This window comes from Streptomyces sp. NPDC028305, from assembly GCF_055569495.1.
In genome coordinates this window covers 407,009-431,299 of the sequence record NZ_JBVHTN010000005.1, presented here as the reverse complement: position 1 = coordinate 431,299, position 24,291 = coordinate 407,009, and the positions used below count along the sequence as shown (strand labels likewise).

The window sequence follows — 24,291 nt, the reverse complement described above, 5'->3', positions numbered from 1 at the left end:
AGTGGGCCCGCTGTCCAGGCAACCACCCGACAGCCCCGCTAGGACCCCCGTACGGGGTACCGCTCCACCGGGGGTCTGCCGGTACCTCCTTCGCGGGCTGAGCGGCAGGGCGTCCGCCGTACGGTGGATGCATGGACCGCAGCAGTGAGATCCGCGAGTTCCTGCGTACACGCAGGGCCCGGATCACCCCCGAAAAGGCCGGCCTCACCCCTGACCAGGGCGCCCGCCGGGTTCCGGGACTGCGCCGCGAGGAAGTCGCCCAGCTGGCCGGAGTCAGCGTCGACTACTACATCCGCCTGGAACGGGGCCGCACCCGGGGTGTCTCGGAAGCCGTCTGGGAGGCCGTCGCCCGCGCGCTGCAACTGGACGACGCCGAACGCGCCCACCTCTTCGACCTGGCCCAGCCCACCACCGGCCGGACCCGCCGTAAGCGGTCGCTCGCCCCGCAGAAGGTCCGCCCCGCCCTCTACCGCACCCTGGACGCCCTGAGCGTCCCCGCGATCGTCCAGGGGCGGCGCATGGACATCCTGGCGGCCAACCGGCTCGGCTACGCCCTGATCACCGACTTCCAAGCCCGGCCCCACCGCGACCGCAACGCCGCACGCTTCGTCTTCCTGGACGCAGCCGCCCGCACGCTGTACACGGACTGGGAACGGGTGGCCGCCGACTGCGTCGCCACCCTGCGCCTGTACGCCGGACGGCACGCGGACGACCCACAGCTCACCGAACTGATCGACGAGCTGTCCCTGCACAGCGACACCTTCCGCCGGCTGTGGGCCGACCACGACGTCCTCGCCCACGCCACCGGTGCCAAACGCCTGCACCACCCGCTCGTCGGCGACCTCACCCTCGACTACGTCGTCCTGGCCGTCGAAGACGACCCCGAGCAGACTCTCGTCATCTACACCCCAGAACCAGCCTCACCCACTGCTGAAGCCCTCAACATCCTGGCCAGCTGGACCGGCACGTCCCCCACCGGCCGACCCGCTCACGCCCGGCGAGATCAGCAGTGACCGGGTGGCGGTGATCGCCGACGGCCGGGTGGTGGCCGAGGGGGCCCCTCGTCCCTCGGGGCCGCGACACCGCCCGCGCGCGGATCCGCTTCGCCCTGCCGGAGGGGTCCGCGGCGGCCGATCTGCCGGTCGCCGCCACCGCGCCGGGCGACGGCTGCCTGGTCACCGTGGAGACTGGGATGCCGACCGAGGCGCTGTACCGGCTGACGGGCTGGGCGCTTGGGCGCGGCGTATCTCTCGACGGGATCACCGTCGAGCGGCCGACCACCCGGCTCCCGGTTTGGCGTGGCGAGGCCTCGTCGTGCTGCTCCTCTGGGGCGCCGCGGGGGCGGTCGTCGCGGTCCGCCGCTTCCGCTCGGACCCCCGGCCGGAGTGACCGTACCGGGGGTACTGGCAATCGCCTGACGTTTCGTCACAGGGAGGGTTGGGCGTTGCGGACCAGTTCCAGGGCCTGCTCGGGGAACCAGTTGCCCGCCTCCGGGTCGACCGACCCGCGCTCCGGGTCCTGCGGCCCCGCCGTGCCGCGCAGGCACTGGCCGTCCGACTCGCCGGGGGTCTTCACCCACAGCGCGGCGTCGTGCAGCGGGTCGCCCGTCTTGGTGGTGGGGCGGGCGCCCAGGCCCCGGCCGGGAGGGTTGCACCAGGACTGGGGGTCGGCGTGGCTGCCGGCCCTGGGCAGCCACGGGCCGCGGCCGTTGCGGCTGGTGTCGGTGATGAAGTGCTTCATCTCGTCGGGATCGAGGAGCGCGTTGAGCTCCAGCCACCGCTCGGCGTTCAGCCGCGGCCAGCGCTGGTTCGGGCAGTCCGCCTGGTCGCCGCCGTCGGCCACATAGGCGAGGCAGGAGGAGATGAGCCGGCCGTACCAGACGTTGTCCTCGTCGGTCTGGTAGTGGGAGACGTTGATGGAGAAGCCGGTGGCGTGGTCCACGCCGCCGTGCAGCAGCCGGGACACGATGTTGTTGACGGAGTGCCAGGCCGGGTGGCCGGCGTCCAGGTAGACCTTGGTGCCGGGGAGCGGTTCCAGGGTGCGCACCGCGTAGTCGATCTCGTGGTAGCGGGCGGCGGTGCGGAGCCTGCGCTCGGCGGGGGTGAGGACGGGGGGCTTCCTGGGGGTGTTGGTGGCGGGGGCCGTGGCGTTGCCGGTGGGTTGTTGGTCGCTGGGGTTGCTGGTGGGGTTGCTGGTGGGGGTCTCGGTGGGGTTGGCCGCGGTGCCGTCGGCCGGCTCGCCGGCGGGTTGCCCGGGGGGCGTGGTCGTGGGCGCGACGGGCTCGGTGGGTGCGGCGGTGGGCTCCTCCTCGGGCAGGTCCGTGACCGGGTCGATGTCGCCCGGCGCCCCGGCCCGGGGCCTGACCTGCGCCGCGAGGTGCCCCGCCGCCTGCCCCGCGACCCGCGCGTGGGCCTGCGCCTCGGCCTGCGCTTCGATGCCCGCGAGCGCGCCGCCGAGCACTTCGGCCCCGGCGCCGAACAGCCGGCTGTCGAAGGCATCGTCGTCGGATCCGGCACCGCTCTCGGGGGCGCCGCCGTCCGGCTCCGCCGCGATCTCCTCGCCGAACTCCTCGCCGAGGTCCTCGTCCCGCGCGTCGGCCGCACCCCGCTCCGGGCCGCAGTCGGACGGCAGCAGGGCGAGCGAGTCGGGCTCGAGGACGATCAGCGCCCGGCGGCGGCCGATGCCCCGGGCGACGGCGTCGATCCACTCCTGGTACTCGGCGGTGTTCCGTGCTCCGCCCGCCGAGTAGCTTCCGCAGTCGCGGCCGGGGGTGTTGTAGAGCGCGAGCACGGGTACCCGGCCCCGCCGGGTGGCGCTCCAGGTGGTCGTGCGGACCAGCCGCTCGACCTCCTCCGGGGTCTCGTCCCCGAACCAGATCGCGTGCGGGGTGCGGACCATCGCGAGGACCCCGGCGGCCGCGTCGGGTTCGCCGTATCTCACCAGCCGGGTCACCTGACGGTATGAGTCCGTCGCGCCCGGCGGGGTGTACAGCCGGTGCAGGGCCCTGGCCCTGGAAGGCTCCCCCGGCGCGGCCGCGTACACGGCTGCGGCGCTGGACAGGGGCAGCGCGATGGCGGCCAGAACGGCCATCGGCTTGGCGGGGATCGTCCGTCTTTTACGCACGTGCGCACTCCTCAAGCGGCGATTTCGGGGTCGATTTCTGAGGCTCAATCAGAAATCGGGACCCCGCAACGCGTAGCTCCGCCGGGTGGCCGAACCGCTCCCCCACCAATGAGTGGGGCTCCGTCAGGCGACCGAATCGATCCGGCCCATGTCCACGGGCGCCGAAAGGTCGTGGTGGATGGGGGTGTGCGCGCCCGTCAGGGGCAGGCCGCCGCCGCCCCGCCGGGCGGCGACGATCTCGCTCGCGATGGACAGGGCCGTCTCCTCGGGCGTCCGGGCGCCGAGATCCAGGCCGATCGGGGAGCGCAGCCGCGCCAGCTCCAGTTCGCCGAGCCCGGCGTCGCGCAGCCGCCGCAGCCGGTCCTCATGGGTACGGCGCGAGCCCATCGCCCCGACGTACCCGACGGGCAGCCGCAGCGCCCGCTCCAGCAGCGGCACATCGAACTTGGCGTCGTGGGTGAGCACGCACAGGACCGTGCGGGCGTCGACCTCGGTGGCGTCCAGATAGCGGTGCGGCCAGTCGACGACGACCTCGTCCGCCTCCGGGAAGCGGCGGGCGGTCGCGAAGACGGGCCGGGCGTCGCACACCGTCACGTGGTAGCCGAGGAACTTGCCGATCCGCGCCAGCGCGCCCGCGAAGTCGACCGCGCCGAAGACGATCATTCGGGGCGGCGCCACGGCGGACTCGACGAGCAGCGTGACCGGCTCGCCGCAGCGGCCGCCGGCCGCGCCGGCCCCGACGGTGGCGGTGCGCCCGGCCTCCAGCAGCGCCCGCGCCTCACCGGCCGCCGTGCGGTCGAGGGCCGTGCGGTCGAGGGCCGTGCGGTCGAGGCTCCCCTCGTACGAGCCGTCGGGGCGCACCAGCAGCGCGCGCCCCAGCAGCTCCGGCGGCCCGTCGGCGACCCGTACGAGCGCCACCGGGCGGCCGTCGGCGGCGGCGGACAGGGCGGCGGCGAGGACCGGGCGCAGCCGGGTGTCGGCCGCCGGCACCGGGGTGACCAGGATCTCGATGGTCCCGCCGCAGGTCAGGCCCACGCTGAAGGCGTCCTCGTCGGAGTAGCCGAAGCTCTCCCGTACGGCCTGCCCGGTGCGCAGCGCGTCCCGGCACAGGTCGTAGACCGCGCCCTCCACGCACCCGCCGGACACGCTGCCGACCGCCGTCCCCGCGGCGTCGACGGCCAGCGCCGCGCCGGGCTGCCGGGGCGCGCTGCCGCCGACGGACACGACCGTGGCGACGGCGAAGTCACGCCCCTCCTCGCACCAGCGGCGCAGCTCGGCAGCGATGTCCAGCATGGTGCTCAGCTCCTACGTGCCGGTCAGATGTTCCGGGCGGACGGGGACGCGTCCCAGCCGCAGGCCCGTCGCCGCCCGGATGGCGGCGACGACGGCCGGGGTGGAGGACAGGGTGGGGGCCTCGCCGACCCCGCGCAGCCCGTACGGCGCGTGGTCGTCGGCCAGTTCGAGGACGTCCACCGGGATGCTCGGCGTGTCGAGGATGGTGGGGATCAGATAGTCGGTGAAGGACGGGTTGCGCACCCGGGCGCCGTCCGACACCACGATCTCCTCCATGACCGCGAGCCCGAGCCCCTGGGTCGTGCCGCCCTGGATCTGGCCGACGACGGACAGCGGGTTGAGCGCCTTGCCGACGTCCTGGGCGGCCGCGAGTTCGACGACCTTGACCAGGCCGAGTTCGGTGTCGACGTCGACGACGGCCCGGTGGGCGCAGAAGGAGTACTGGACGTGTCCGAAGCCCTGCCCGGTCCGCGGGTGGAACGGCTCGGTCGGGCGGTGCCGGAACTCCTTCTCGATGTCGATCGCGTCCCCGCCGAGGATCTCGGCCAGGTCGGCGAGGACCTCGCCCGCCCCGGTGACCACCTTGCCGCCCGCCAGCCGCAGCTCCGCGCCCGCCCAGCCGGGGTGGTCGGCCCCGAACCGCTCGCGGCCGCGCCGGAACACCTCCTCGCGCACCGCCTCGCAGGTGTGCTTGATCGCGCCGCCGGTCATATACGTCTGGCGGGAGGCGGAGGTGGAGCCCGCCGAGCCGACCTGGGTGTCGGCCGGGTGGAGCACGACCCGCGCGACGCCGAGCTCGGTGCGGGCGATCTGGGTGTGCACGGTCACCCCGCCCTGGCCGACCTCGGCCATGGCGGTGTGCACCAGCGCGACCGGCTCTCCGCCCAGCACTTCGAGCCGCACCCGGGCGGTGGAGTAGTCGTCGAAGCCCTCGGAGAAGCCGACGTTCTTGATGCCGACCGCGTAGCCGACGCCGCGCACCACGCCCTCGCCGTGGCTGGTGTTGGACAGCCCGCCGGGCAGCTCCCGTACGTCGGAGAAGCCGCCGGGCGGCATCGGCCGCGCCTTGACCCGGCGCAGCAGTTCGGCGACCGGGGCCGGGGAGTCGACGCGCTGGCCCGTGGGCATGGCGGTGCCGTGCTCCATGGCGTTGCGCTGCCGGAACTCCACCGGGTCCAGGCCGAGCTCGGCCGCCACCGCGTCCATCTGCGCCTCGTAGGCGAAGCAGGCCTGTACGGCGCCGAATCCGCGCATGGCGCCGCAGGGCGGGTTGTTGGAGTACAGCGCGAGCGCCTCGATGTCGACGTTGTCCACCGCGTAGGGGCCGATGGACAGGGAGGCGGCGTTGCCGACGACCGCCGGGGAGGAGGAGGCGTACGCGCCGCCGTCGAGGACGATGCGGCACTGGACGTAGAGCAGCCTGCCGTCGCGGGTCGCCCCGTGCTCGTAGGTGAGCTTGGCGGGGTGGCGGTGGACATGGCCGAAGAACGACTCGTAGCGGTTGTAGACGATCTTGACGGGCCGGCCGGTGCGCAGCGCCAGCAGGCACGCGTGGGCCTGCATGGACAGGTCCTCGCGGGCGCCGAAGGCCCCGCCGACGCCGGACAGGGTCAGCCGGACCTTGTCGGCGGGCAGGCCCAGGACCGGGGCGAGCTGGTCGCGGTCGACATGCAGCCACTGGGTGGCGATGTAGAGGTCGACGCCGCCGTCCTCGGCGGGCATGGCCAGGCCGGACTCCGGGCCGAGGAAGGCCTGGTCCTGCATGCCGACCTCGTAGTCGCGGCGCACCACGACATCGGCGCGGGCCCTGGCGTCGGCGACGTCGCCGCGCCTGATGGGCTGGCGGTGGACGATGTTGGGGTGCGGGGCGTGTGCGGCGTGGCGGTCGGTGCGGCCGGGGTGGAGCACGGGCGCGCCGGGCGCGGTGGCGGTGGCCTCATCGGTGATCAGCGGCAGCTCGGCGTACTCGACCTTGATCCGGGCGGCGGCGCGGCGCGCGGTCTCGGGGTGGTCGGCGGCGACGATCGCGACGGCCTCGCCGTGGTAGCGGACCCGGTCGGCGGCGAGCACGGGCTGGTCGCGGATCTCCAGGCCGTAGTGGGTCTCGGCGGGGAGGTCGGCGTAGGTCATGACGGTGTGCACACCGGGCATGGCCAGCGCCTCGGCGACGTCGATGGAGCGGATCTCGGCGTGTGCGTGCGGGCTGCGGAGGGTGCAGCCCCACAGCATGTCCTCGTGCCACAGGTCGGACGCGTACGCGAACTCGCCGGTCACCTTGAGGGTGCCGTCGGGGCGTGGGGTGGACTCGCCGATGGCGCCCGGGGTGGTGGCGCCCGGGTGCGGCCGGGCGGGGGCGGGGGTGGTGGTGCGGCCGGGGCCCATGGTCACCTCGCCTCCGTGGTGCGCGCGGCGGCCAGCCGGACCGCGTCGAGGATCTTCTCGTAGCCGGTGCAGCGGCAGAGATTGCCGGAGAGCGCCTCGCGGATGTCGGCGTCGGAGGGGTCGGGGTTGCGCTCCAGCAGTTCATCGGCGGCGACGAGCAGGCCGGGGGTGCAGAAGCCGCACTGGATGGCGCCGGCCTCGATGAACGCCTGCTGGACGGGGGCCGGCGGGGGCTGCTGCGGCGTGGCCGCCGTCGCCTCCGGGCCCGTGGCCCGCCGGCTCCTGGCCTCGGCGTACTCCGCGAGACCCTCGACCGTGACGACCTCGCGGCCCTCGGCCTGACCGGCCGCCACCAGGCAGGCGCAGACCGGCAGACCGTCGAGCCGGACCGTGCAGGATCCGCATTCGCCCTGCTCACAGGCGTTCTTGGAGCCCGGGAGGCCCAGCCGCTCGCGCAGTACGTACAGCAGCGACTCGCCCTCCCACACATCGTCGGCCTGCCGCGGCCGCCCGTTGACCGTGAATGTCACGCGCACCGTGCGCCTCCCTCTGTCGTGCCGCCGCCCTCAGCCGTGTCTCCGCCCTCGCGGAACGCCTGCCAGGTCCAGCCGAGCGTGCGGCGTGCCATGACGGTCACCGCGTGGCGGCGGTACGCCGCGCTGCCGCGCACATCGTCGATGGGGTCGCAGGCGGCCGCGCACAGCTCGGCGAAGCGGCGGGCGAGCGCGGCGTCTGGGGGGATGGTCCTGCCGTCGTCCCAGAAGCCGCCCTCGGCGAGCGCGGCGTTCAGGAAGTCCTCGGCCTCCCGCGCCCGTACCGGGGTGGGCGCGGCCGAACCGATGCCGGTCCGCACCGTGCGGGTGTCCGGGTGGAGCGCGATCGCGAAGGCGCACACCGCGATGACCATGGCGTTGCGCGTGCCGACCTTGGAGAACTGCTGCGGCCCGGTGGCCCTGCGGATGTGGACCGCCCTGATCAGCTCGTCGTCCGCCAGGGCGTTGCGCTTGACGCCGGTGTAGAACTCCTCGACCGGGATGAGGCGGCTGCCGCGCACCGAGGCGACCTCCACCTCGGCCCCGGCGGCGAGCAGCGCAGGGTGCGCGTCGCCCGCGGGCGAGGCGGCGCCGAGGTTGCCGCCGACGCTGCCGCGGTTGCGGATCTGCGGCGAGCCGACGGTGTGCGCGGCGATCGCCAGCGCCGGCAGCTCGGCCCCCAGCCGCTCGATGATCCGCGTGTACGGCACGGAGGCGCCCAGCCGTACGGTCTCCGCGCCGGTCTCCCACTCGTACAGCTCGGCGATCCGGTTCAGGTCGAGCAGGTGGCTGGGGCGGCGGCGGTCGAAGTTGATCTCCACCATGACGTCGGTCCCGCCCGCGACGGGCACGGCCGTGGGATGCGCCGCCTTCGCGGCGAGCGCTTCCTCCCAACTGGCGGGGCGCAGGAATTCCATAGGCGCTCTCTCGTCCCCTCTTCGAGGTCTCCCCCGATCACTCTGCACACGGCCTACCGCCAGTAGACCGATCTGTGGGCCACCTGGTGCAGTCACCGAAGGCATGAAGCAGTTGGCTGGCCAGCGGCGTGGTCTTGTAGATTCGAACGAAAGACGGGGAGTGGAAACCTCGGCGGTAATCACCGGAAACGGCGAGGACTTCCACCGGCAACACACGAAGATCGGCTGGCGACGACATGCGGCTGCGCGCACTGCTGGAGACCGACGCCCTGGGCCTGCGGCTGCTCGGCGGCGAGGAGGAGCTGGACCGCACCGTGCGCGGGGTGATGACCACCGATCTGCGCGACCCGAGCCGCTATCTGTCCGGCGGGGAGCTGGTGCTGACCGGCCTGGCGTGGCGGCGGGAGCCGGAGGACTCCGAGCGGTTCGTCCGGATCCTGGTGGCGGCCCAGGTCGCCGGGCTGGCGGCGGGCGAGGCGGAGCTCGGCTCCGTGCCCGTGGACCTGGTGCTGGCCTGCGCGCGGCACCGGCTGCCGCTCTTCTCGGTGGTGGAGGACGTGTCCTTCGCGTCCATCACCGAGTACGTGGTGCGCCGGGTGTCCGGCGAGCGGGCCGGGGATCTGGCGGCCGTCGTCGACCGGCACCGGCGGCTGATGACCTCGGGGCCCGCGGGCGGCGGCCCGGAGGTCGTGCTGGATCTGCTCGGCTCCGATCTCGACCTGCCCGCCTGGGTGCTGTCCCCCACCGGCCGCCGGATCGCGGTGCCGTCCGTCGCCGCGGCGGCCGGCCCCGGGGGCGCGCCCGAGCTGCCCTCCGCGGTGTGCGCGCGGCTCGCGGGCGAGCATCTGGCCGCCCAGCGCTCGGGGCGCCGCGGCCCGCACCGGGTGACCACCGCCGACGGCGTCACGTACTCCCTCTTCCCCATCCGCAGCGGCGGGCCGGCCCCGTCGGGCGCCGGGGACGTCCGGGAGACCGTGCTCTCCGACTGGCTGCTGGTGGTCGGGGCGGACGCGGGCGACTGGCCCGAGGAGCGGCTGGATCTGCTGCACGGGGTGACCCAGCTGATCGCGGTGGAGCGGGACCGCAGGGACGCCTCGCGCACCGTGCGGCGCCGGCTGGCCCAGGAGGTGCTGGAGCTGGTCCAGTCGGGCGCGCCGCCCGCCGAGGTCGCCGCCCGGCTGCGGGTGGCCGCGCCCGTGCTGCTTCCGGGCCTGGCCACGGCCCCGCACTGGCAGGTGGTGGTGGCCCAGGTGGAGTGGGAGGGCGCGACGGCGCCGGGTGGCCCGGTGGCCCAGTCGCTGCTGGAAGAGGTGCTGGTCGACCCGGAGGCGACCGGGCCCGAGCCCTCGGACCGGATCGCGGTGGCGCACACGGGCGACGAGGCGGTCGCGCTGGTCCCGCTGCCCGCGCTGCCCGACGCCCCGGCGGCCGACGCCGAGGGCGGCGGCAGCGGCGGCGGGGCGTACGGCTTCGAGGCGGGGCTGCACGCCGACGCGCTGCTCGCCGCCGTCCGGGAGCCGCTCTCCCGCGGGCTGGACGGCGACGGTCGGCTGACGCTCGGCGTCAGCGCGGTCGTCCACTCCGCCGACGGGCTGCGCGGCGCCCTGGAGGAGGCGCGACACGCCCGGCGGGTCGCCGCCGCTCGCCCCGGGCGGGTCTGCGCGGCGGGCCACCAGGAGCTCGCCTCGCATGTGCTGCTGCTCCCCTTCGTCCCCGACGACGTCCGCCGCGCCTTCACCGCCCGGCTGCTGGACCCCCTGTACGACTACGACCGCCGCCACCGCGCCGAGCTGATCCCCACCCTGGAGGCGTTCCTGGACTGTGACGGCTCCTGGACGCGCTGCGCGACCCGGCTGCATCTGCACGTCAACACGCTGCGGTACCGGGTGGGGCGGATCGAGCAGCTGACGGGGCGTGATCTGGCGCGCCTCGAGGACAAGCTGGACTTCTTCCTGGCGCTGCGGATGAGCTGACCGGGTGTGGCTGATGGGTCGGCTGTTGGTCAAGGGATGTCCAGTTTCCTTGCCTGTTTGTGAATTCATTCACACCGACCTCTTGGCCGCGCCCGCGCATCCATGCTGAGATTCGGATCACAGCTTCCGGCTCGATGGCGCGCTTGGGGAGGGCAATGTGGCGGACACCGCCATGTCACCACCTGGATCATCGGATTCCGATTCTGGTCTCCGCCCGGATCGGGTAGACGACCCCGTGGACACGGCGGTGTGGCGGCTGCGCTCGCGCGGCTGTTGGCACGACGCCGCGGCCCTGCTCACACCGCGCGCGGCGGGCGACGCCTCGGCCGCGCTCAAGCGGACCGCCGTACTGACCGAGCGCTGCATGTTCACCTCCGAGGGGTGGGAAGCGGCCGAGGACGCCCTGCGGGCGGCGGAGGCGCTCGCGCTCACCGACGACGAGCGGGGCGCCACGGCGTGCGAACGCGGCTATCTCGCCTACGCCTCCACCCTGCTGGGGGTGCGCGACCGTGCCGACGAGGCGCGGACCGCGCTCGGGCGCGCCGCCGCGCTGCTCGGCCCCGGCTCGCCGACCCGCCCGCTGCTGGACTTCCGCCGCGGCCTGATCGCCCAGCACCTCGCGCAGAACCCCACCGGCGCCCAGGCCGCCTTCCAGCGCGCACACGCCGGGGCCAAGAACCACGGCGACGAGCTGCTGCTCTCGTGCACCTGGCGCCATCTGGCCGCGATGGCGGAGCAGGAGGGCGATCTGGCCGAGGCGCGGCGCGGCTTCGCCGAATCGCTGCGCATCCGGGAGGAGCTGGGCTATCTGATCGGCATCGCCCCGGCGCTCGCGGCGCTGGCCGAGGTGGAGGAGGAGCCGGAGGCGACCCGGCTGCGCACGGAGGCGGAGCGCTTGGTGCGGCTGCTGGGCGGGGTGCCGGTGTGGCTCGCCGAACAGTTAAGACAGGCCCCGACCGCGACGGCGTAGGCCGAGGGCTGTTTCCCTGCCCGCCCCTTCCCAGCCCCTGTCGGTGTGCGGCTCCGCCGCGTGGGGGGCAAGCCCCCGGGCCCCGGACGGTCAGTGAGGCCGGGAGCTGGGGCTTGCCCCAGATGAGGGAAGGGGCGGCGGCAGGGGAAACTCACGCCCCGCCGTTGAAGTGGTCGCGCACCAGGGACTCGACGGCGTCGAGGTCCCGCGCGGCCAGGGCGTCGAGCAGGGCCATGTGCTCGGCCGCGTCCGCGACGAGGTCGGCGGTGCGCACGATCTGGCCGCCGACCAGCGGCCACTGCGCCCGCCGGTGCAGCTCGTCGGCCACCACGACCAGCTGTTCATTTCCGGCCAGGCTCAGGACCGTCTGGTGGAAGGTGCGGTCCGCCTCCAGATACGCCGCCCGGCTCCCCTTCGCCGCCGCCGCGGCCGTCGCCTCCGCGAAGGGCCGCAGCCCCGCCCACCGCTCGGGCGCGATCGCCTCGGCCAGGCTGAGCATCACGGGGACCTCCAGCAGGGCCCGGACCTCGGCCAGCTCCGCCAGCTCCCGCGCGCTGCGCCGGGCCACCCGGAACCCCCGGTTCGGCACCACCTCGACGGCGCCCTCTCCGGCGAGCTGCTGCATGGCCTCCCGTACGGGCGTGGCCGACACACCGAAGCGCTCGGCGAGGGCCGGCGCGGAGTAGACCTCGCCGGGGGCGAGCTCGCCCCCGACCAGCGCGTCCCGCAGGGCGTCCAGGATCTGTCCGCGCACCGAGTGGCGCCGGGGCGGCTTCCGCGAGGCGGGCCCGCCGGGGCCACCGGGGCCGGGGATACCGGGATCCGGGTGCGGCTCCGCCGCCGTTTCGGCACTGGCCTGCTCCACCTCGGCTCCTCCTGACGTCCGCTTGAAACGATATGCGGAGGCCGCACGAGGGCAAACCCCTCGGACGTCATATAAAAGGCAAGCCTAACCGGATCCAACCGGAACGGACCACATTGAGCGTCCTGACACAACCTCAGCAGGACGTTTACGTTCGGTCGGATTCCATGAATAGAATGCAAGCCGCTTGCACAGCGCGAGCGTTCGAACCGTATCGCACCTATCCGCGTGTCCCCCCGCCGATTTGGCGTCCTCTTGTCCAGAACCCGCTCGGGACAAGCCAGGTTTACGCCAAGATGTCGCGCGAGTAGGCCGTACTGCGGCCAGAACTTCACGGAAGCGAGGCAAGGGACACCGGATGAGACTGACCGACATATCGAGCTGGGGCCTCCCGGCCGTCGTAGTGCTCGTCGGCGTCGTGGGAGCGGTGACAGTGCTCGCGCGCGGACGTAACGCCAAGGAAGACAAGGCGAACTCCGACTCCTGGGAGCGGAGCGAGGAGCGGCGCCGCCGCAAGGAGGCCATCTATGGGATGGCCTCGTATGTGCTTCTGTTCTGCTGCGCCGGGGTCGCGGCCGCCCTCTCCTTCCAGGGGCTGGTGGGCTTCGGGCGGGAGAACCTCGCCCTGACGAACGGCTGGGAGTACCTGGTGCCGTTCGGGCTCGACGGCGCCGCGATGTTCTGCTCGGTGCTCGCGGTGCGCGAGGCCAGCCACGGTGACGCCGCTCTCGGCTCCCGACTGCTGGTGTGGCTGTTCGCGGGCGCCGCGGCCTGGTTCAACTGGGTGCACGCGCCGCGCGGCATGGGCCACGCCGGAGCGCCCCAGTTCTTCGCCGGCATGTCGCTCTCGGCGGCGGTCCTCTTCGACCGCGCGCTCAAGCAGACCCGCCGCGCGGCACTCCGCGAGCAGGGCCTGGTGCCCAGGCCGCTGCCCCAGATCCGTATCGTTCGCTGGCTGCGCGCGCCCCGCGAGACCTTCGCCGCCTGGTCGCTGATGCTGCTCGAGGGCGTCCGCACCCTGGACGAGGCCGTCGAGGAGGTGCGCGAGGACCGCAAGGAGAAGGAGCACAACCGGCACCGCCGGCGGGAGCAGGAGAGGCTGGACCGGGCCCGGATCCGGGCGCTGAACCGGCAGCACCGCTCCTGGGGCCGGCGCGGCGGCCGCCAGGTGGAGGTCACCGGCTCCTCCTCGCAACCGGCGCTCACATCGGAGCCTGCCATATCGGATAACTCGCCGGAAAACTCCCTCGGTACCTCGCTGGACAAGGGACAGCTGTCCGCGCCCTCCTCCCGGCCCGCTCTGCGGTCCGCGAGCAGCGGTGACGGATTCGGGGACCGCGAGGCCGACCGCCCGCGGACCATCGACCTCACCGCCGAGGACGACACACTCACCATGCCGCGGCTCGACTCCCTGGAAGAGAAGCTCGCGCAGATCGAACGCGCCTTCGGCTGACGTGCTGCTTGGTTCGCCTCCGGGGCGCTGCAGACCCTGTCGACGGTCGACCGTGCTCGGCCCTTCGTACCTCAGGGCCTCCGCGCGCTCTCCCTTTCGACAGGGTCGCGCCCCTTCGGCCGGGTGGGCGGGACGGGGAGCACGTCTCCTCTCCCGCCCCCGCGCGGACGGCACCCGCACCCGCCGCGCGAAGAACCGATGCCCCGCCTCCGGTCCGCCGGCCCCTCACACGGACCGCGCGTCGAGCTCGAACCAGACCGCCTTCCCCACGCCGTGGGCCCGCACCCCCCACGCGTCCGCGAGCGTGTGCACCAGCAGCAGCCCGCGCCCGGAGGTGCCCTCCTCGGCCGCATGGGTGCGCAGCGTCGGATGCCGCGGGACGAAATCCCGCACCTCGACCCGTAATCGGCCGCTGACCGGCCCGCCCTGACCTTCGCCGAGCGTGGCTGTGATGTGCGCCCCGCGGTCGGTGTGCACCAGCGCGTTGGTGACCAGCTCGCTGGTGAGCAGCTCGGCCAGGTCCCTCCTGCTCGGCTCGCCCCAGCGCCGCAGCAGCTCGCGCAGCCCCGCACGGACCTCCGCGACGCGGGACAGCTCGCCGTTCTGTAATCGCTTGCTCAAAGCCGGGTCCCGCTCGCTCTCGATGGCCACCGCCCCCGCTTCCGGCCACCCGGCCGTGCCGCCCCGCCGTGCAGGCTGACGCTTCATCCTCCCCCGCCCCGGCCGCCCAGGGGACAGCCAGCGTCGAAATGTCGTCGAACACGCTCACGGAATGCATTCCCGCGTGTTGGCCCCCACACACCGAGGGAAATGATCCGCTGGGACCGACCCGCGCCGATCTTGAGGAGAGCCGCGCATGCACGACGACCGACCGCTGGTGGAAGGGCGCCTCGACCGGGCGTTGCACCAGTTCATCAGGCCCGCCCAGTACACGGCGCGCACCCCGCTCACGCTGACCGCGTGGCGCACCCCGGGCGAGCCGGTCCCGGTGGGCGACGCGCTGAAGGGGTCGTACGAGCCCTTCGAGACCGGCACCGAGTGGGGCTCGCCGTGGTCGACCTGGTGGTTCCGGCTGGCGGGCGAGGTGCCGTCGGAGTGGGCGGGGCGGCGGGTCGAGGCCGTCATCGACCCCGGCTTCACGGGGGACGCCCCCGGCTTCCAGGCCGAGGGGCTGGTGTACGACGCGGAGGGGGTGCCGCTCAAGGGCATCCACCCCCGCAACCGGCATGTTCCCGTCGCCGCGCCGGCGGCCGGGGGCGAGCCGGTGCGGCTGCTGCTGGAGGCGGCCGCCAACCCGGCCGTGCTGCGCGACGGCTATGAGCCGACGCTGCTGGGCGATGTGCTGACCGCCGGGGACCGCCCGCTGTACCGCTTCGCCTCGGCCGACCTCGCCGTGCTGGACGAGGAGGTCTGGCATCTGGTGCTGGACATCGAGGTGCTGTCGGAGCTGATGCGCGAGCTTCCGGCGGACCGGGCGCGGCGCCACGAGATACTGCGCGCCCTGGAGAACATGCTGGACGCGCTGGACCTCCACGATGTGCCGGGCACCGCCGCGGCCGGGCGCGCCGCGCTGGCCGAGGCGCTCAGCCGCCCCGCGAACGCCAGCGCGCACCGCGTGTCGGCGACCGGGCACGCCCATATCGACTCGGCGTGGCTGTGGCCGCTGCGCGAGACCGTCCGCAAGGCGTCCCGGACCTTCGCCAATGTCACCGCGCTCGCGCCCGACTACCCGGAGCTGGTCTTCGCCTGCTCGCAGGCGCAGCAGTACGCATGGGTCAAGGAGCACCAGCCGCACATCTGGGAGCGGATCAAGAAGGCCGTGGCCGACGGCAACTGGGCACCGGTCGGCTCGATGTGGGTCGAGTCGGACGCCAACATGCCCGGCGGCGAGGCGCTGGCCCGGCAGATCGTGCACGGCAAGCGGTTCTTCCTGGAGGAGCTGGGGGTGGACACCGAGGAGATCTGGCTGCCGGACTCCTTCGGCTACACGGCCGCCTTCCCGCAGCTGGCGAAGCTCGCGGGGGTGCGGTGGTTCCTCACCCAGAAGCTGTCCTGGAACCAGTCGAACAAGATGCCGCACCACACCTTCTGGTGGGAGGGCATCGACGGCACCCGGGTGTTCACCCACTTCCCGCCGGTGGACACCTACAACGCCCAGTTCCATGCGAGCGAACTCGCCCACGCCGAGAAGAACTTCGCCGACAAGGGGCTGGCCACCCGCTCCCTCGTCCCCTTCGGCTACGGCGACGGCGGTGGCGGCCCCACCCGCGAGATGATGGAGAAGGCGCGGCGGCTCAAGTCGCTCGAGGGCTCGCCGCGGGTCGAGATCGAGCGGCCGTCGGCGTTCTTCGCCGAGGCGGAGCGGGAGTACGGGGCCAAGGCGCCGGTGTGGTCGGGCGAGCTGTATCTGGAGCTGCACCGGGCGACGTACACCACCCAGGCCAAGACCAAGCAGGGCAACCGGCGCAGCGAGCATCTGCTGCGGGAGGCGGAGCTGTGGGCGACGGCCGCCGCGCTGCGCTCCCCCGGGTACGCCTATCCGTACGACGACCTGGACCGGATCTGGAAGACGGTGCTGCTGCACCAGTTCCATGACATCCTGCCGGGCTCCTCGATCGCCTGGGTGCACCGCGAGGCGCGCGACACCTATGAGCGGGTCCGCACCGAGCTGGAGGGGATCATCTCGGCGGCGGTGGACGCGCTGGGCGGCGCGCAGGACGGGCCGGTGGTGTTCAACGCCTCCCCGTACGAGCGCGGCGAGGTCGTCACGCTCGACGCGCCGACGGCGGCGGCCCTCCCGGAAGGCACGCCGGTCCAGCCGCTGGAGGACGGGCGCGCCGCGGTGGCGGTGCGGCTGCCCGCGCTGGGCGCGTCGGCCGTGCAGGCCGACACGCCGGGGGCGAGCGCGTCCGAGGCGCCGGTCAGTGCGCTGAGCGACGGGCGCACCATCGTGCTGGACAACGATCTGCTGCGCGTGGTCATCGACGCCGACGGGCTGCTGACCTCCGTACGCGACCTGACGGCCGACCGGGAGCTGATCGCGCCCGGCGCCCGCGCCAACCTCCTCCAGCTGCACCCCGACCACCCCAACGAGTGGGACGCCTGGGACATCGACCGGCACTACCGCCGGGTCCACACCGACCTCACCGACGCCGAGTCCGTCGAGCTGGTCGAGTCCGGGCCGCTGCGCGCCGCGGTCCGGGTGGTGCGCGTCTTCGGCGCCTCGGGGGCCTCCCGGATCACCCAGGAGATCCGCCTCAGCCGCGGCGGCCGCCGGGTGGACATCACCACCGAGGTGGACTGGCAGGAGTCGGAGAAGGTCCTCAAGGCGGCGTTCCCGCTGGACATCCACGCCAAGGTGTCCACCTCCGAGATCCAGTTCGGGCATGTGGACCGCGCCACCCACACCAACACCAGCTGGGACGCGGCCCGGTTCGAGATCTGCGCCCACCGCTGGCTGCGGGTCGCCGAGCCCGGCTACGGGGCGGCGCTGCTCAACGACTCGACGTACGGCCACGATGTGACCCGTACGGAGCACCCGGTCGATGGTGACGGCGGGCCGGTGCTGGGCACGACGGTGCGGCTGACCCTGCTGCGCGCCCCGCACAGCCCCGACCCCGAGACCGACCTCGGCGCCCACCGCTTCGCGTATGCGCTGCTGCCCGGCGCCGAGGTGGGCGACGCGGTCGCCGAGGGCCTGGCGCTCAACCTGCCGCCGCGCGCCCTGCCCGCGGGCGCGGCGCTCCCGTCGCTGATCGGCGTCGACAACCCGGCGGTCACCGTCGAGTCCGTCAAGCTGGCGGAGGACCGTAGCGGCGATGTGGTGGTGCGGCTGTACGAGTCGCGCGGCGGGCGGGCGTCGGCGACGCTCACCACCGGGTTCCCGGTGATCAGCGCCCAGGTGACGGACCTGCTGGAGCGGCCGCTGCACGAGGCGGCCACCGGCGAGGGCGGGCTGGCCCTGAGCCTGCGGCCGCACGAGATCCTCACCCTGAGGCTCACGCCCGCGTAGGCCCGCAGCGAGGCTGGACGGCGGGGTTACGGCCTGGGGTGCTCCCTATCGCACCCCAGGCCGTCAGGGGCGGGGCAGGTTCCGCAGGTTCGAGCGGGCCAGCTGCACCATCTTGCCCACCCCGCCGTCCAGCACGATCTTGCTCGCGGAGAGCGCGAAGCCGGTCACCATCTCCGCGCGGATCTTCGGCGGGATCGACAGCGCGTTGGGATCGGTGACCACGTCCACCAGCGCGGGCCCCTTGTAGCGCAGGGCGGACCGCAGCGCCGCCCGCAGATGCTTGGGCTTCTCCACCCGCTCGCCGTACGCCCCGGCGGCGCGGGCGATCTCCGCGAAGTCGGGGTTGAGGTTGGTGGTGCCGTACGAGGGCAGGCCCGAGACCATCATCTCCAGCTCGACCATGCCGAGCGAGGAGTTGTTGAAGAGCACCACCTTCACCGGCAGGTCGTACTGGACGAGGGTGAGGAAGTCGCCCATCAGCATGGCGAAGCCGCCGTCCCCGGACATCGAGACGACCTGGCGGCGGCGGTCGAGGAACTGGGCGCCGATCGCCTGCGGCACCGCGTTGGCCATCGAGCCATGGGTGAACGAGCCGATCACCCGGCGGCGGCCGTTGGGGGTCAGATAGCGGGCCGCCCACACATTGCACATCCCGGTGTCGACCGTGAAGACCGCGTCGGCGGCCGCCTCCTCGTCCAGCACCGCCGCCACATACTCCGGATGGATCGGAATGTGCTTGTCCACCCTGCGGGTGTACGCCTTGACCACGCCCTCCAGCGCGTCGGCGTGCTTCTTCAGCATCCGGTCCAGGAATCTGCGGTCGCTCTTGGCGCGCACCTTCGGCGTCAGACAGCTCAGCGTCTCCCGCACATCGCCCCACACCGCCAGGTCGAGCTTGGAGCGCCGGCCCAGGTGCTCGGGGCGGACGTCGATCTGCACGATCTTCACGTCGTCGGGCAGGAAGGCGTTGTACGGGAAGTCGGTGCCCAGCAGGATCAGCAGATCGCACTCGTGGGTGGCCTCGTACGCCGCGCCGTAGCCGAGCAGCCCGCTCATGCCGACGTCGTACGGGTTGTCGTACTGGATCCACTCCTTGCCGCGCAGCGCGTGCCCCACCGGGGACTTCACCCGCTCGGCGAAGGCCATCACCTCGGCGTGCGCCCCGGCGGTGCCGCTGCCGCAGAACAGCGTCACCCGGTCGGCCGCGTCCACCATCCGGGCGAGCGCCTCGATCTCCCCGTCGCCGGGGCGCACCGAGGGGCGGGCGGTGACCAGGGCGTGCTCCTCGGCCCGCTCGGGCGCCGGGAGCGCCGCGATGTCCCCGGGCAGCGCCACCACGCTGACGCCGCCGCGCCCGATGGCGTGCTGGATCGCGGTCTGCGGGACGCGCGGCATCTGCCGCGGGCTGGAGATCAGCTCGCAGTAGTGGCTGCACTCGGCGAACAGCCGTTCGGGGTGGGTCTCCTGGAAGTAGCCGCTGCCGATCTCGCTGCTGGGGATGTGCGAGGCGAGGGCGAGGACCGGGGCCATCGAGCGATGGGCGTCGTACAGACCGTTGATCAGGTGCAGATTGCCGGGGCCGCAGGAGCCGGCACAGGCCGCGAGGCGGCCGGTGAGCTGGGCCTCGGCACCGGCGGCGAACGCGGCGGACTCCTCGTGGCGGACCTGGATCCAGTCGATGGCCGCGTTGCGGCGTACGGCGTCGACGACCGGGTTGAGGCTGTCCCCGACGACCCCGTACAGCCGGCGCACCCCGGCGCGCGCCAGGAGGTCCACGAACTGCTCGGCCACGGTCTGCTTGCCCATCGCGCGCCCTTCCGTACGGGTCTCGGCTGCGTATGCCGGTGCGGCTGCGTAGCGGCTACGTAGCTCCATCAACCCATGGACCGCGCGCTCACGCCTCCCAGACGGCGGCCGCCGTACGGTCGTCGGCGTAACCCTCCACCCGCGTCCGGGTGTCCGCGAGGAACTCGGCGAGCCCCGGCGGCGCCGCCTCCGCCCAGCGTTCCGCCAGGTGTCCGGCGAGCTCGGGGCGGCCGCGCAGCGGCTCCGCGAGCCCGCGGCCGCACATCAGCAGCACATCCCCCGGCCGGGCTACGGAAGCCCGGAAGCGGAAGGGAGCGGCGGCGGGGACCGGGGCCGGGCCGGGGGCGGGGCCGGTGCCCGGCGTGGCGATCCCCAGGTCCATCGTCGGGGGCGACCCGGCCGCCGCCCGTGTCGCACTGCCGAACCCGAGCACCGGGCCGCCCGCGGTGTCCGGCTCCGGCTCGGCGGGCTCCAGGTCCTGCCAGACGCCCGCGCGCAGCCGGAACAGGCCGCCGTCGCCGACGCCGAAGACCACGCGGATCCGGCAGTCCGGGTCGGCGGGCAGCACCAGACAGCGCAGCGCGGCGGTGTACTCGGCCGGGTCCAGGCCCAACTCGGCCGCGCGGGCCCTCAACCGGCCCAGGCCGCGGTCGGTGAGCCGGTGCAGCCCGGACTTGAGCGCGCCGCGGTTGCCGGAGCGTATGTCGTCGACCAGCTGCGCATGGCTGCGGCCGACCGCGCCGCCGATCCACTCGCACAGCTCGCGCGCCGCCTGGTGCGCCCCGTCGGCCCCGCCGACCCCGCCAGCCCCGCCAGCCCCGCCAGCCCCGCCGGCCAGCGCCACCAGCACCAGCGCGCCGGGCCCGGACCCGAACCGCGCCATGAGCAACACGTCCCGCCGCGGCTCCCCGCCCCGGCGGGCCGACTCGCCGCGGGAGGAGACGGCGCGCAGCGTGGCGGCTCCGCAGCGGGCGCCGTCCAGCACGGTGTCCGGCACGAGGTCGGCCAGTTCGTACGGGTCTGCGGGGGGCGGCACGATCGGCTCGTCGGCGTCGGCGTCGGCGTCCGGGGCGGGCTGCGGCGCGGGGGGCTGCGGCGCGGGCGGCCGTGGCACGTACGGACGCGGCAGGGACGGCCGTTTGGCGGATCGCGGGTCGGCCGGGGCCGGGGCCGGCGCCCGTTCGCCGGAAAACCACCCGAAGGCCGCATCCGATGGGGCGGGCTCGGTCGGCTTCTCCGGTTCCGGTCCCGGCTCCGTCCCCCAGGGCGCTCCCGCGGCCGGTACCGACCCGAGCGGGGCCCTGTGCGACGGCGGCCCGCCGACCGTGCGGGACGCGGAGTCGAACCGGTCGTCGACGGAGTCCGACGCGGTGGCGGGCCCCACATCGCCGGTGTGCTGGTGGTACAACTCGCCCCACCAGTCGTCCTCGTGACGGCGCCTGTCCCCCTGTTGGCTCATGCCCACAATTGTTTCCCCGGCAGACGCCCCGCGGAACACCGCCTGCGGCGGGCTCACGCGGCGGAGCCGCATATTGGATACAGCCCCTACCCGCCCCTTCCCGCAACTGGGGCTCCGCCCCAGACCCCGAGCTTGGGCTGGCCGACACCCCCGCCGCGGAGCCCCACACGCAGCCGGCGGACGGGGCATGGCAGCCAGGCCACGCCGAAATGCGGCCCCGGCACGCTGGGATCCGCCCCCGGACCCCAAGATCCCGGAAGCTGCCTCCGGCCCCAGCCGATCCGCTGCTCCGCCGCCTGGGCGACATCGCCGCCACGGACCCCAGGGCCAAGGACCACATCCCCGCGGCGCAGCCGGCACATGCAGCCACCGGACGGCACAGGACAGCCGGACCCCGCCGATGCGGCCCTGGCCTGCGGGGCTCCGCCCCCGGCCTTGGGGGTCTGGGGGCGGAGCCTCCCCACGCGGCGGAGCCGCATATCGGCAGGGGGCGGGTAGGGGAGAGGCCCGCCGCAGGCGCCACGCAGGCAGTGTTCCGCGGGGCGCCTGCCGGGGGCTCAGCCCCAGGCATCGGGGGTCTGGGGCTGAGCCCCAGTTGCGGGAAGGGGCGGGTAGGGGAGCAGCAGCCCGCCGCAGGCGCCGCGGCCCGCCTGCGGGGGCGACGCCCCAGGGATCGGGGTCTGGCGCGGGGCCTCCCCACGCGGCGGAGCCGCATGTTGACGGGGGGCGGGCGGGGCAAGTCTTAGCCGCGGTAGGTCTCCAGCAGCCGCAGCCAGATCTCGCTGATCGTCGGGAACGACGGGACCGCGTGCCACAGCCGCTCCACGGGGACCTCCCCCGCGACCGCCACCGTCGCGGAGTGCAGCAGCTCGCCGACGCCCGGGCCGACGAAGGTCACGCCGATCAGGTGCCCCCGGTCGAGGTCGACGACCATGCGGGCCTGGCCGCGGTAGCCGTCGGCGTAGAGGCCGGAACCGGAGACCCGTCCGAGGTCGTAGTCGACGACCCGGATCCGGCGGCCCTCGGCCTCGGCCCGCGCCGCGGTGAGGCCGACCGAGCCGACCTCGGGGTCGGTGAACACCACCTGCGGCACCGCCGCCGTGTCCGCGGTGGCCGCGTGGGCGCCCCAGGGGTCCGTCTCCAGGAGCGGCACGCCCTGGGCGCGGGCGCCGATCGCCGCGCCCGCGATGCGCGCCTGGTACTTGCCCTGGTGGGTCATCAGGGCGCGGTGGTTGACGTCGCCGACGGCGTACAGCCAGCCGCCCTCCACGTCCCGCACCTGGCAGCTGTCGTCCACCCGCAGCCAGCTGCCCGGTTCGAGGCCGATCGTCTCCAGGCCGATGTCCTCGGTGCGCGGTGCGCGCCCGGTGGCGAACAGCACCTCGTCGGCTTCCAGGTGCTCGCCGTTGTCCAGCGTCAGGGTCACCGGCCCGGCGCCGGAGCCGAAGCCGGCCGGGCCGCCCGGCGCGGAGCGGCGGACGCCGGTCACGGAGGTGCCGGTGCGGATCTTGGCTCCGGCCTCGGTGAGCGAGGCGGCGACGAGTTCGCCGACGAACGGCTCCATGCGCCCCAGCAGCCCGGAGCCGCGGACCAGCACGGTCACCTCGGAGCCGAGCGCCTGCCAGGCGGTGGCCATTTCCGTGGCGACCACGCCGCCGCCGACCACGGCCAGCCGCCCGGGGACCGCGGCGGCGCTGGTGGCCTCGCGGCTGGTCCAGGGGCGGACCTCGGCCAGTCCTGGCAGGCCGGGCAGCGCGGCGCGACTGCCGGTGCACACCGCGACCGCGTGCCGGGCGGTCAGGACGCGTTCCCGCCCGTCCGAGTCCGAGACCGCGACCCGCTTGACGCCCACCAGACGGCCGTGGCCGCGGACGAGGTCGACGCCGACCGACTCCAGCCAGCCGACCTGGCCGTCGTCCTTCCAGTGCGAGACGTACTCGTCCCGGCGCGCGAAGACGGCCGGGGCCTCGAGCGGGCCCCCGACCGCCTCGCGCAGCCCGGGCAGCCGCCGGGCGTCGGCGCGGGCGATGGCCGGGCGCAGCAGCGCCTTGCTGGGAATGCAGGCCCAGTACGAGCAGTCGCCGCCGACCAGTTCGCTCTCCACGATCGCCGCGGAGAGTCCGGACGCGCGGACCCGGTCCGCGACGTTCTCCCCGACGGGACCCGCGCCCAGGACGACGACGTCGTACTCCTCTGTGGCGGCCATCATCGCAACTCGCTCTCTCTCGGTTCCTTGGGCCATCCTGGCCCCAAGGAACCGTCGCGGGCCACACGGACACGGAGCCGGAGCAGCGCTATGAGTCGCGCTACGGGTCGCGCTACGGCTTGCGCTGCGGCCCCCGCTTGCGTTCCATCATGTGCCGGCCGAGGGCCTGCCGCTGCTTGAAGGTCCGCCGCATCTCGGCCCGCAGCCGGTCGTCGGTGCGGGCGGCGAGCCGCGTGTTCTCGCGCAGCAGCTTGCGGTAGCTGTCCAGGCGGCGCTCGGGCAGCGTCCCGTTCTCGACCGCGGCGAGCACGGCGCAGCCCGGCTCGGCCTCGTGGGCGCAGTCGTGGAAGCGGCAGTCCCCGGCCAGTTGCTCGATCTCGGCGAAGGCCTGTGCGACGCCGTCCCCGGCGTCCCACAGCCCGACCCCGCGCACCCCGGGCGTGTCGATGAGGACCCCGCCCCAGGGCAGCGGCAGCAGATCGCGGGTGGTCGTGGTGTGCCGCCCCTTGCCGTCGCTGTCCCGGACCTCGTGCACATGCTGCGCGGACTCGCCCAGCAGGGCGTTGGCGAGCGTGGACTTGCCCGCGCCGGACTGCCCGATCAGCACCGACGTGCCGGAGGAGAGCACGGCGCCGAGCACGTCGAGGCCCTCGCCGGTCGCCGAGCTGACGGTCAGCACCTGGACGCCGGGCGCGGCGGTCTCGACGTCCGCGAGGAGATGGGCCAGCACCACGGGGTCGGGCACCAGGTCGGCCTTGGTGAGGGTGACCAGCGGCTGGGCGCCGCTCTCCCAGGCCAGCGCCAGGAACCGCTCCAGGCGGCCCAGGTCGAGCTCGGCGGCGAGGGAGACGGCCACGACCGCGTGGTCGACGTTCGCGGCCAGCACCTGGCCCTCGGAGCGCTTCGATGACGTCGAACGCACGAAGGCGGTACGGCGCGGCAGCAGCGCCTGGACGTACCGCGGGTCACCGGCCGCGTCGATCGCGGCCCAGTCGCCGGTGCAGACGATCTTCATCGGGTCGCGGGGGACGACGAACTCGGTGTCGGCGCGGACGGTGCCCTCAGGGGTGACGACGTCGCACAGACCGCGGTCGACCCGCACGACGCGCCCGAGGACCAGGCCCTGCTCCGCGTACGGAGCGAACTCGGCCTGCCATCCCTCGTCCCAGCCGTAGGCGGACAGCGGACGTGAGGAAGCGGAGGAAGAGGAAGAAGACAGATTCAAGGGAAACCCTTCTCAGGGCAGCCCCGGCCGCGCGCTCGCGGGCGCGAAGAAGTAAGGGGTCGGTCAGCCGGGGACCG

The 24,291-nt window shown here is 74.1% G+C and carries 16 protein-coding genes; 5 read left to right on the top strand and 11 right to left on the bottom strand.

Annotation, left to right across the window (positions count from 1 at the left end; translation table 11 throughout):
* Positions 1-131: 131 nt before the first annotated feature.
* Positions 132-1,013 carry a helix-turn-helix transcriptional regulator gene (locus tag ACZ4WQ_RS22820; RefSeq protein WP_398373797.1) on the top strand — a complete coding sequence of 294 codons (882 nt, stop codon included), beginning with the start codon at positions 132-134 and terminating at the stop codon, positions 1,011-1,013.
* 412 nt (positions 1,014-1,425) lie between these two features.
* Here the strand turns inward: ACZ4WQ_RS22820 and ACZ4WQ_RS22815 are convergent, their stop codons facing one another.
* The 5 genes from ACZ4WQ_RS22815 to ACZ4WQ_RS22795 form a co-directional block, all read right to left on the bottom strand.
* A complete protein-coding gene (locus ACZ4WQ_RS22815; RefSeq protein WP_398373796.1) occupies positions 1,426-3,123 on the bottom strand; it encodes a glycoside hydrolase family 6 protein in 1,698 nt (565 codons plus the stop codon).
* A 123-nt stretch (positions 3,124-3,246) separates the two neighbouring features.
* Entirely contained in the window at positions 3,247-4,416 is a 1,170-nt protein-coding gene (locus ACZ4WQ_RS22810) for an XdhC family protein (protein WP_398373795.1), read from the bottom strand.
* A 12-nt stretch (positions 4,417-4,428) separates the two neighbouring features.
* Positions 4,429-6,798: a xanthine dehydrogenase subunit D gene (pucD, locus tag ACZ4WQ_RS22805; protein ID WP_468022421.1), complete on the bottom strand. Its 2,370-nt coding sequence runs from the start codon at positions 6,796-6,798 to the stop codon at positions 4,429-4,431.
* Between the two features lie 2 nt (positions 6,799-6,800).
* The gene (locus tag ACZ4WQ_RS22800) at positions 6,801-7,334 is read right to left on the bottom strand and encodes a (2Fe-2S)-binding protein (RefSeq protein WP_385341250.1); all 534 of its coding nucleotides are present in this window, start codon (positions 7,332-7,334) and stop codon (positions 6,801-6,803) included.
* Positions 7,325-8,248, bottom strand: a complete 924-nt coding sequence (locus ACZ4WQ_RS22795; RefSeq protein ID WP_311723503.1) for an FAD binding domain-containing protein — start codon at positions 8,246-8,248, stop codon at positions 7,325-7,327. The genes ACZ4WQ_RS22800 and ACZ4WQ_RS22795 overlap by 10 nt, the downstream gene beginning before the upstream one ends.
* A gap of 236 nt (positions 8,249-8,484) precedes the next feature.
* Here ACZ4WQ_RS22795 and ACZ4WQ_RS22790 point away from each other — a divergent pair, with 236 nt between their 5' ends.
* Positions 8,485-10,221 carry a PucR family transcriptional regulator gene (locus ACZ4WQ_RS22790; RefSeq protein WP_398373794.1) on the top strand — a complete coding sequence of 579 codons (1,737 nt, stop codon included), beginning with the start codon at positions 8,485-8,487 and terminating at the stop codon, positions 10,219-10,221.
* Between the two features lie 172 nt (positions 10,222-10,393).
* Positions 10,394-11,191, top strand: coding sequence for a hypothetical protein (locus tag ACZ4WQ_RS22785; protein ID WP_311723858.1), 798 nt, complete (start codon positions 10,394-10,396; stop codon positions 11,189-11,191).
* Positions 11,192-11,342: 151 nt separating this feature from the next.
* Here the strand turns inward: ACZ4WQ_RS22785 and ACZ4WQ_RS22780 are convergent, their stop codons facing one another.
* Positions 11,343-12,056, bottom strand: coding sequence for a GntR family transcriptional regulator (locus ACZ4WQ_RS22780; protein ID WP_385341254.1), 714 nt, complete (start codon positions 12,054-12,056; stop codon positions 11,343-11,345).
* A 355-nt stretch (positions 12,057-12,411) separates the two neighbouring features.
* Between ACZ4WQ_RS22780 and ACZ4WQ_RS22775 the strand changes: the two genes are divergently transcribed.
* Complete coding sequence (locus tag ACZ4WQ_RS22775; protein ID WP_311723505.1) at positions 12,412-13,506, top strand: DUF2637 domain-containing protein; 1,095 nt, start codon at positions 12,412-12,414, stop codon at positions 13,504-13,506.
* 225 nt (positions 13,507-13,731) lie between these two features.
* Here ACZ4WQ_RS22775 and ACZ4WQ_RS22770 read toward each other — a convergent pair whose 3' ends face one another.
* Positions 13,732-14,214, bottom strand: coding sequence for an ATP-binding protein (locus ACZ4WQ_RS22770; RefSeq protein WP_311723506.1), 483 nt, complete (start codon positions 14,212-14,214; stop codon positions 13,732-13,734).
* A gap of 148 nt (positions 14,215-14,362) precedes the next feature.
* Here ACZ4WQ_RS22770 and ACZ4WQ_RS22765 point away from each other — a divergent pair, with 148 nt between their 5' ends.
* On the top strand, positions 14,363-17,518 hold the full coding sequence (locus tag ACZ4WQ_RS22765) for an alpha-mannosidase (RefSeq protein ID WP_398373793.1): 3,156 nt from the start codon (positions 14,363-14,365) through the stop codon (positions 17,516-17,518).
* Positions 17,519-17,581: 63 nt separating this feature from the next.
* On the opposite strand, the gene ACZ4WQ_RS22760 is transcribed toward ACZ4WQ_RS22765, so the two are convergent.
* The 4 genes from ACZ4WQ_RS22760 to rsgA form a co-directional block, all read right to left on the bottom strand.
* The gene (locus ACZ4WQ_RS22760; protein ID WP_398374008.1) at positions 17,582-19,324 is read right to left on the bottom strand and encodes a pyruvate dehydrogenase; all 1,743 of its coding nucleotides are present in this window, start codon (positions 19,322-19,324) and stop codon (positions 17,582-17,584) included.
* Between the two features lie 88 nt (positions 19,325-19,412).
* Positions 19,413-20,783 carry a protein phosphatase 2C domain-containing protein gene (locus ACZ4WQ_RS22755; RefSeq protein WP_468022360.1) on the bottom strand — a complete coding sequence of 457 codons (1,371 nt, stop codon included), beginning with the start codon at positions 20,781-20,783 and terminating at the stop codon, positions 19,413-19,415.
* A gap of 742 nt (positions 20,784-21,525) precedes the next feature.
* Positions 21,526-22,992, bottom strand: a complete 1,467-nt coding sequence (locus tag ACZ4WQ_RS22750; RefSeq protein WP_385341260.1) for a dihydrolipoyl dehydrogenase family protein — start codon at positions 22,990-22,992, stop codon at positions 21,526-21,528.
* A gap of 109 nt (positions 22,993-23,101) precedes the next feature.
* Positions 23,102-24,208, bottom strand: coding sequence for a ribosome small subunit-dependent GTPase A (gene rsgA / locus ACZ4WQ_RS22745; RefSeq protein ID WP_385341299.1), 1,107 nt, complete (start codon positions 24,206-24,208; stop codon positions 23,102-23,104).
* Positions 24,209-24,291 lie beyond the last annotated feature (83 nt).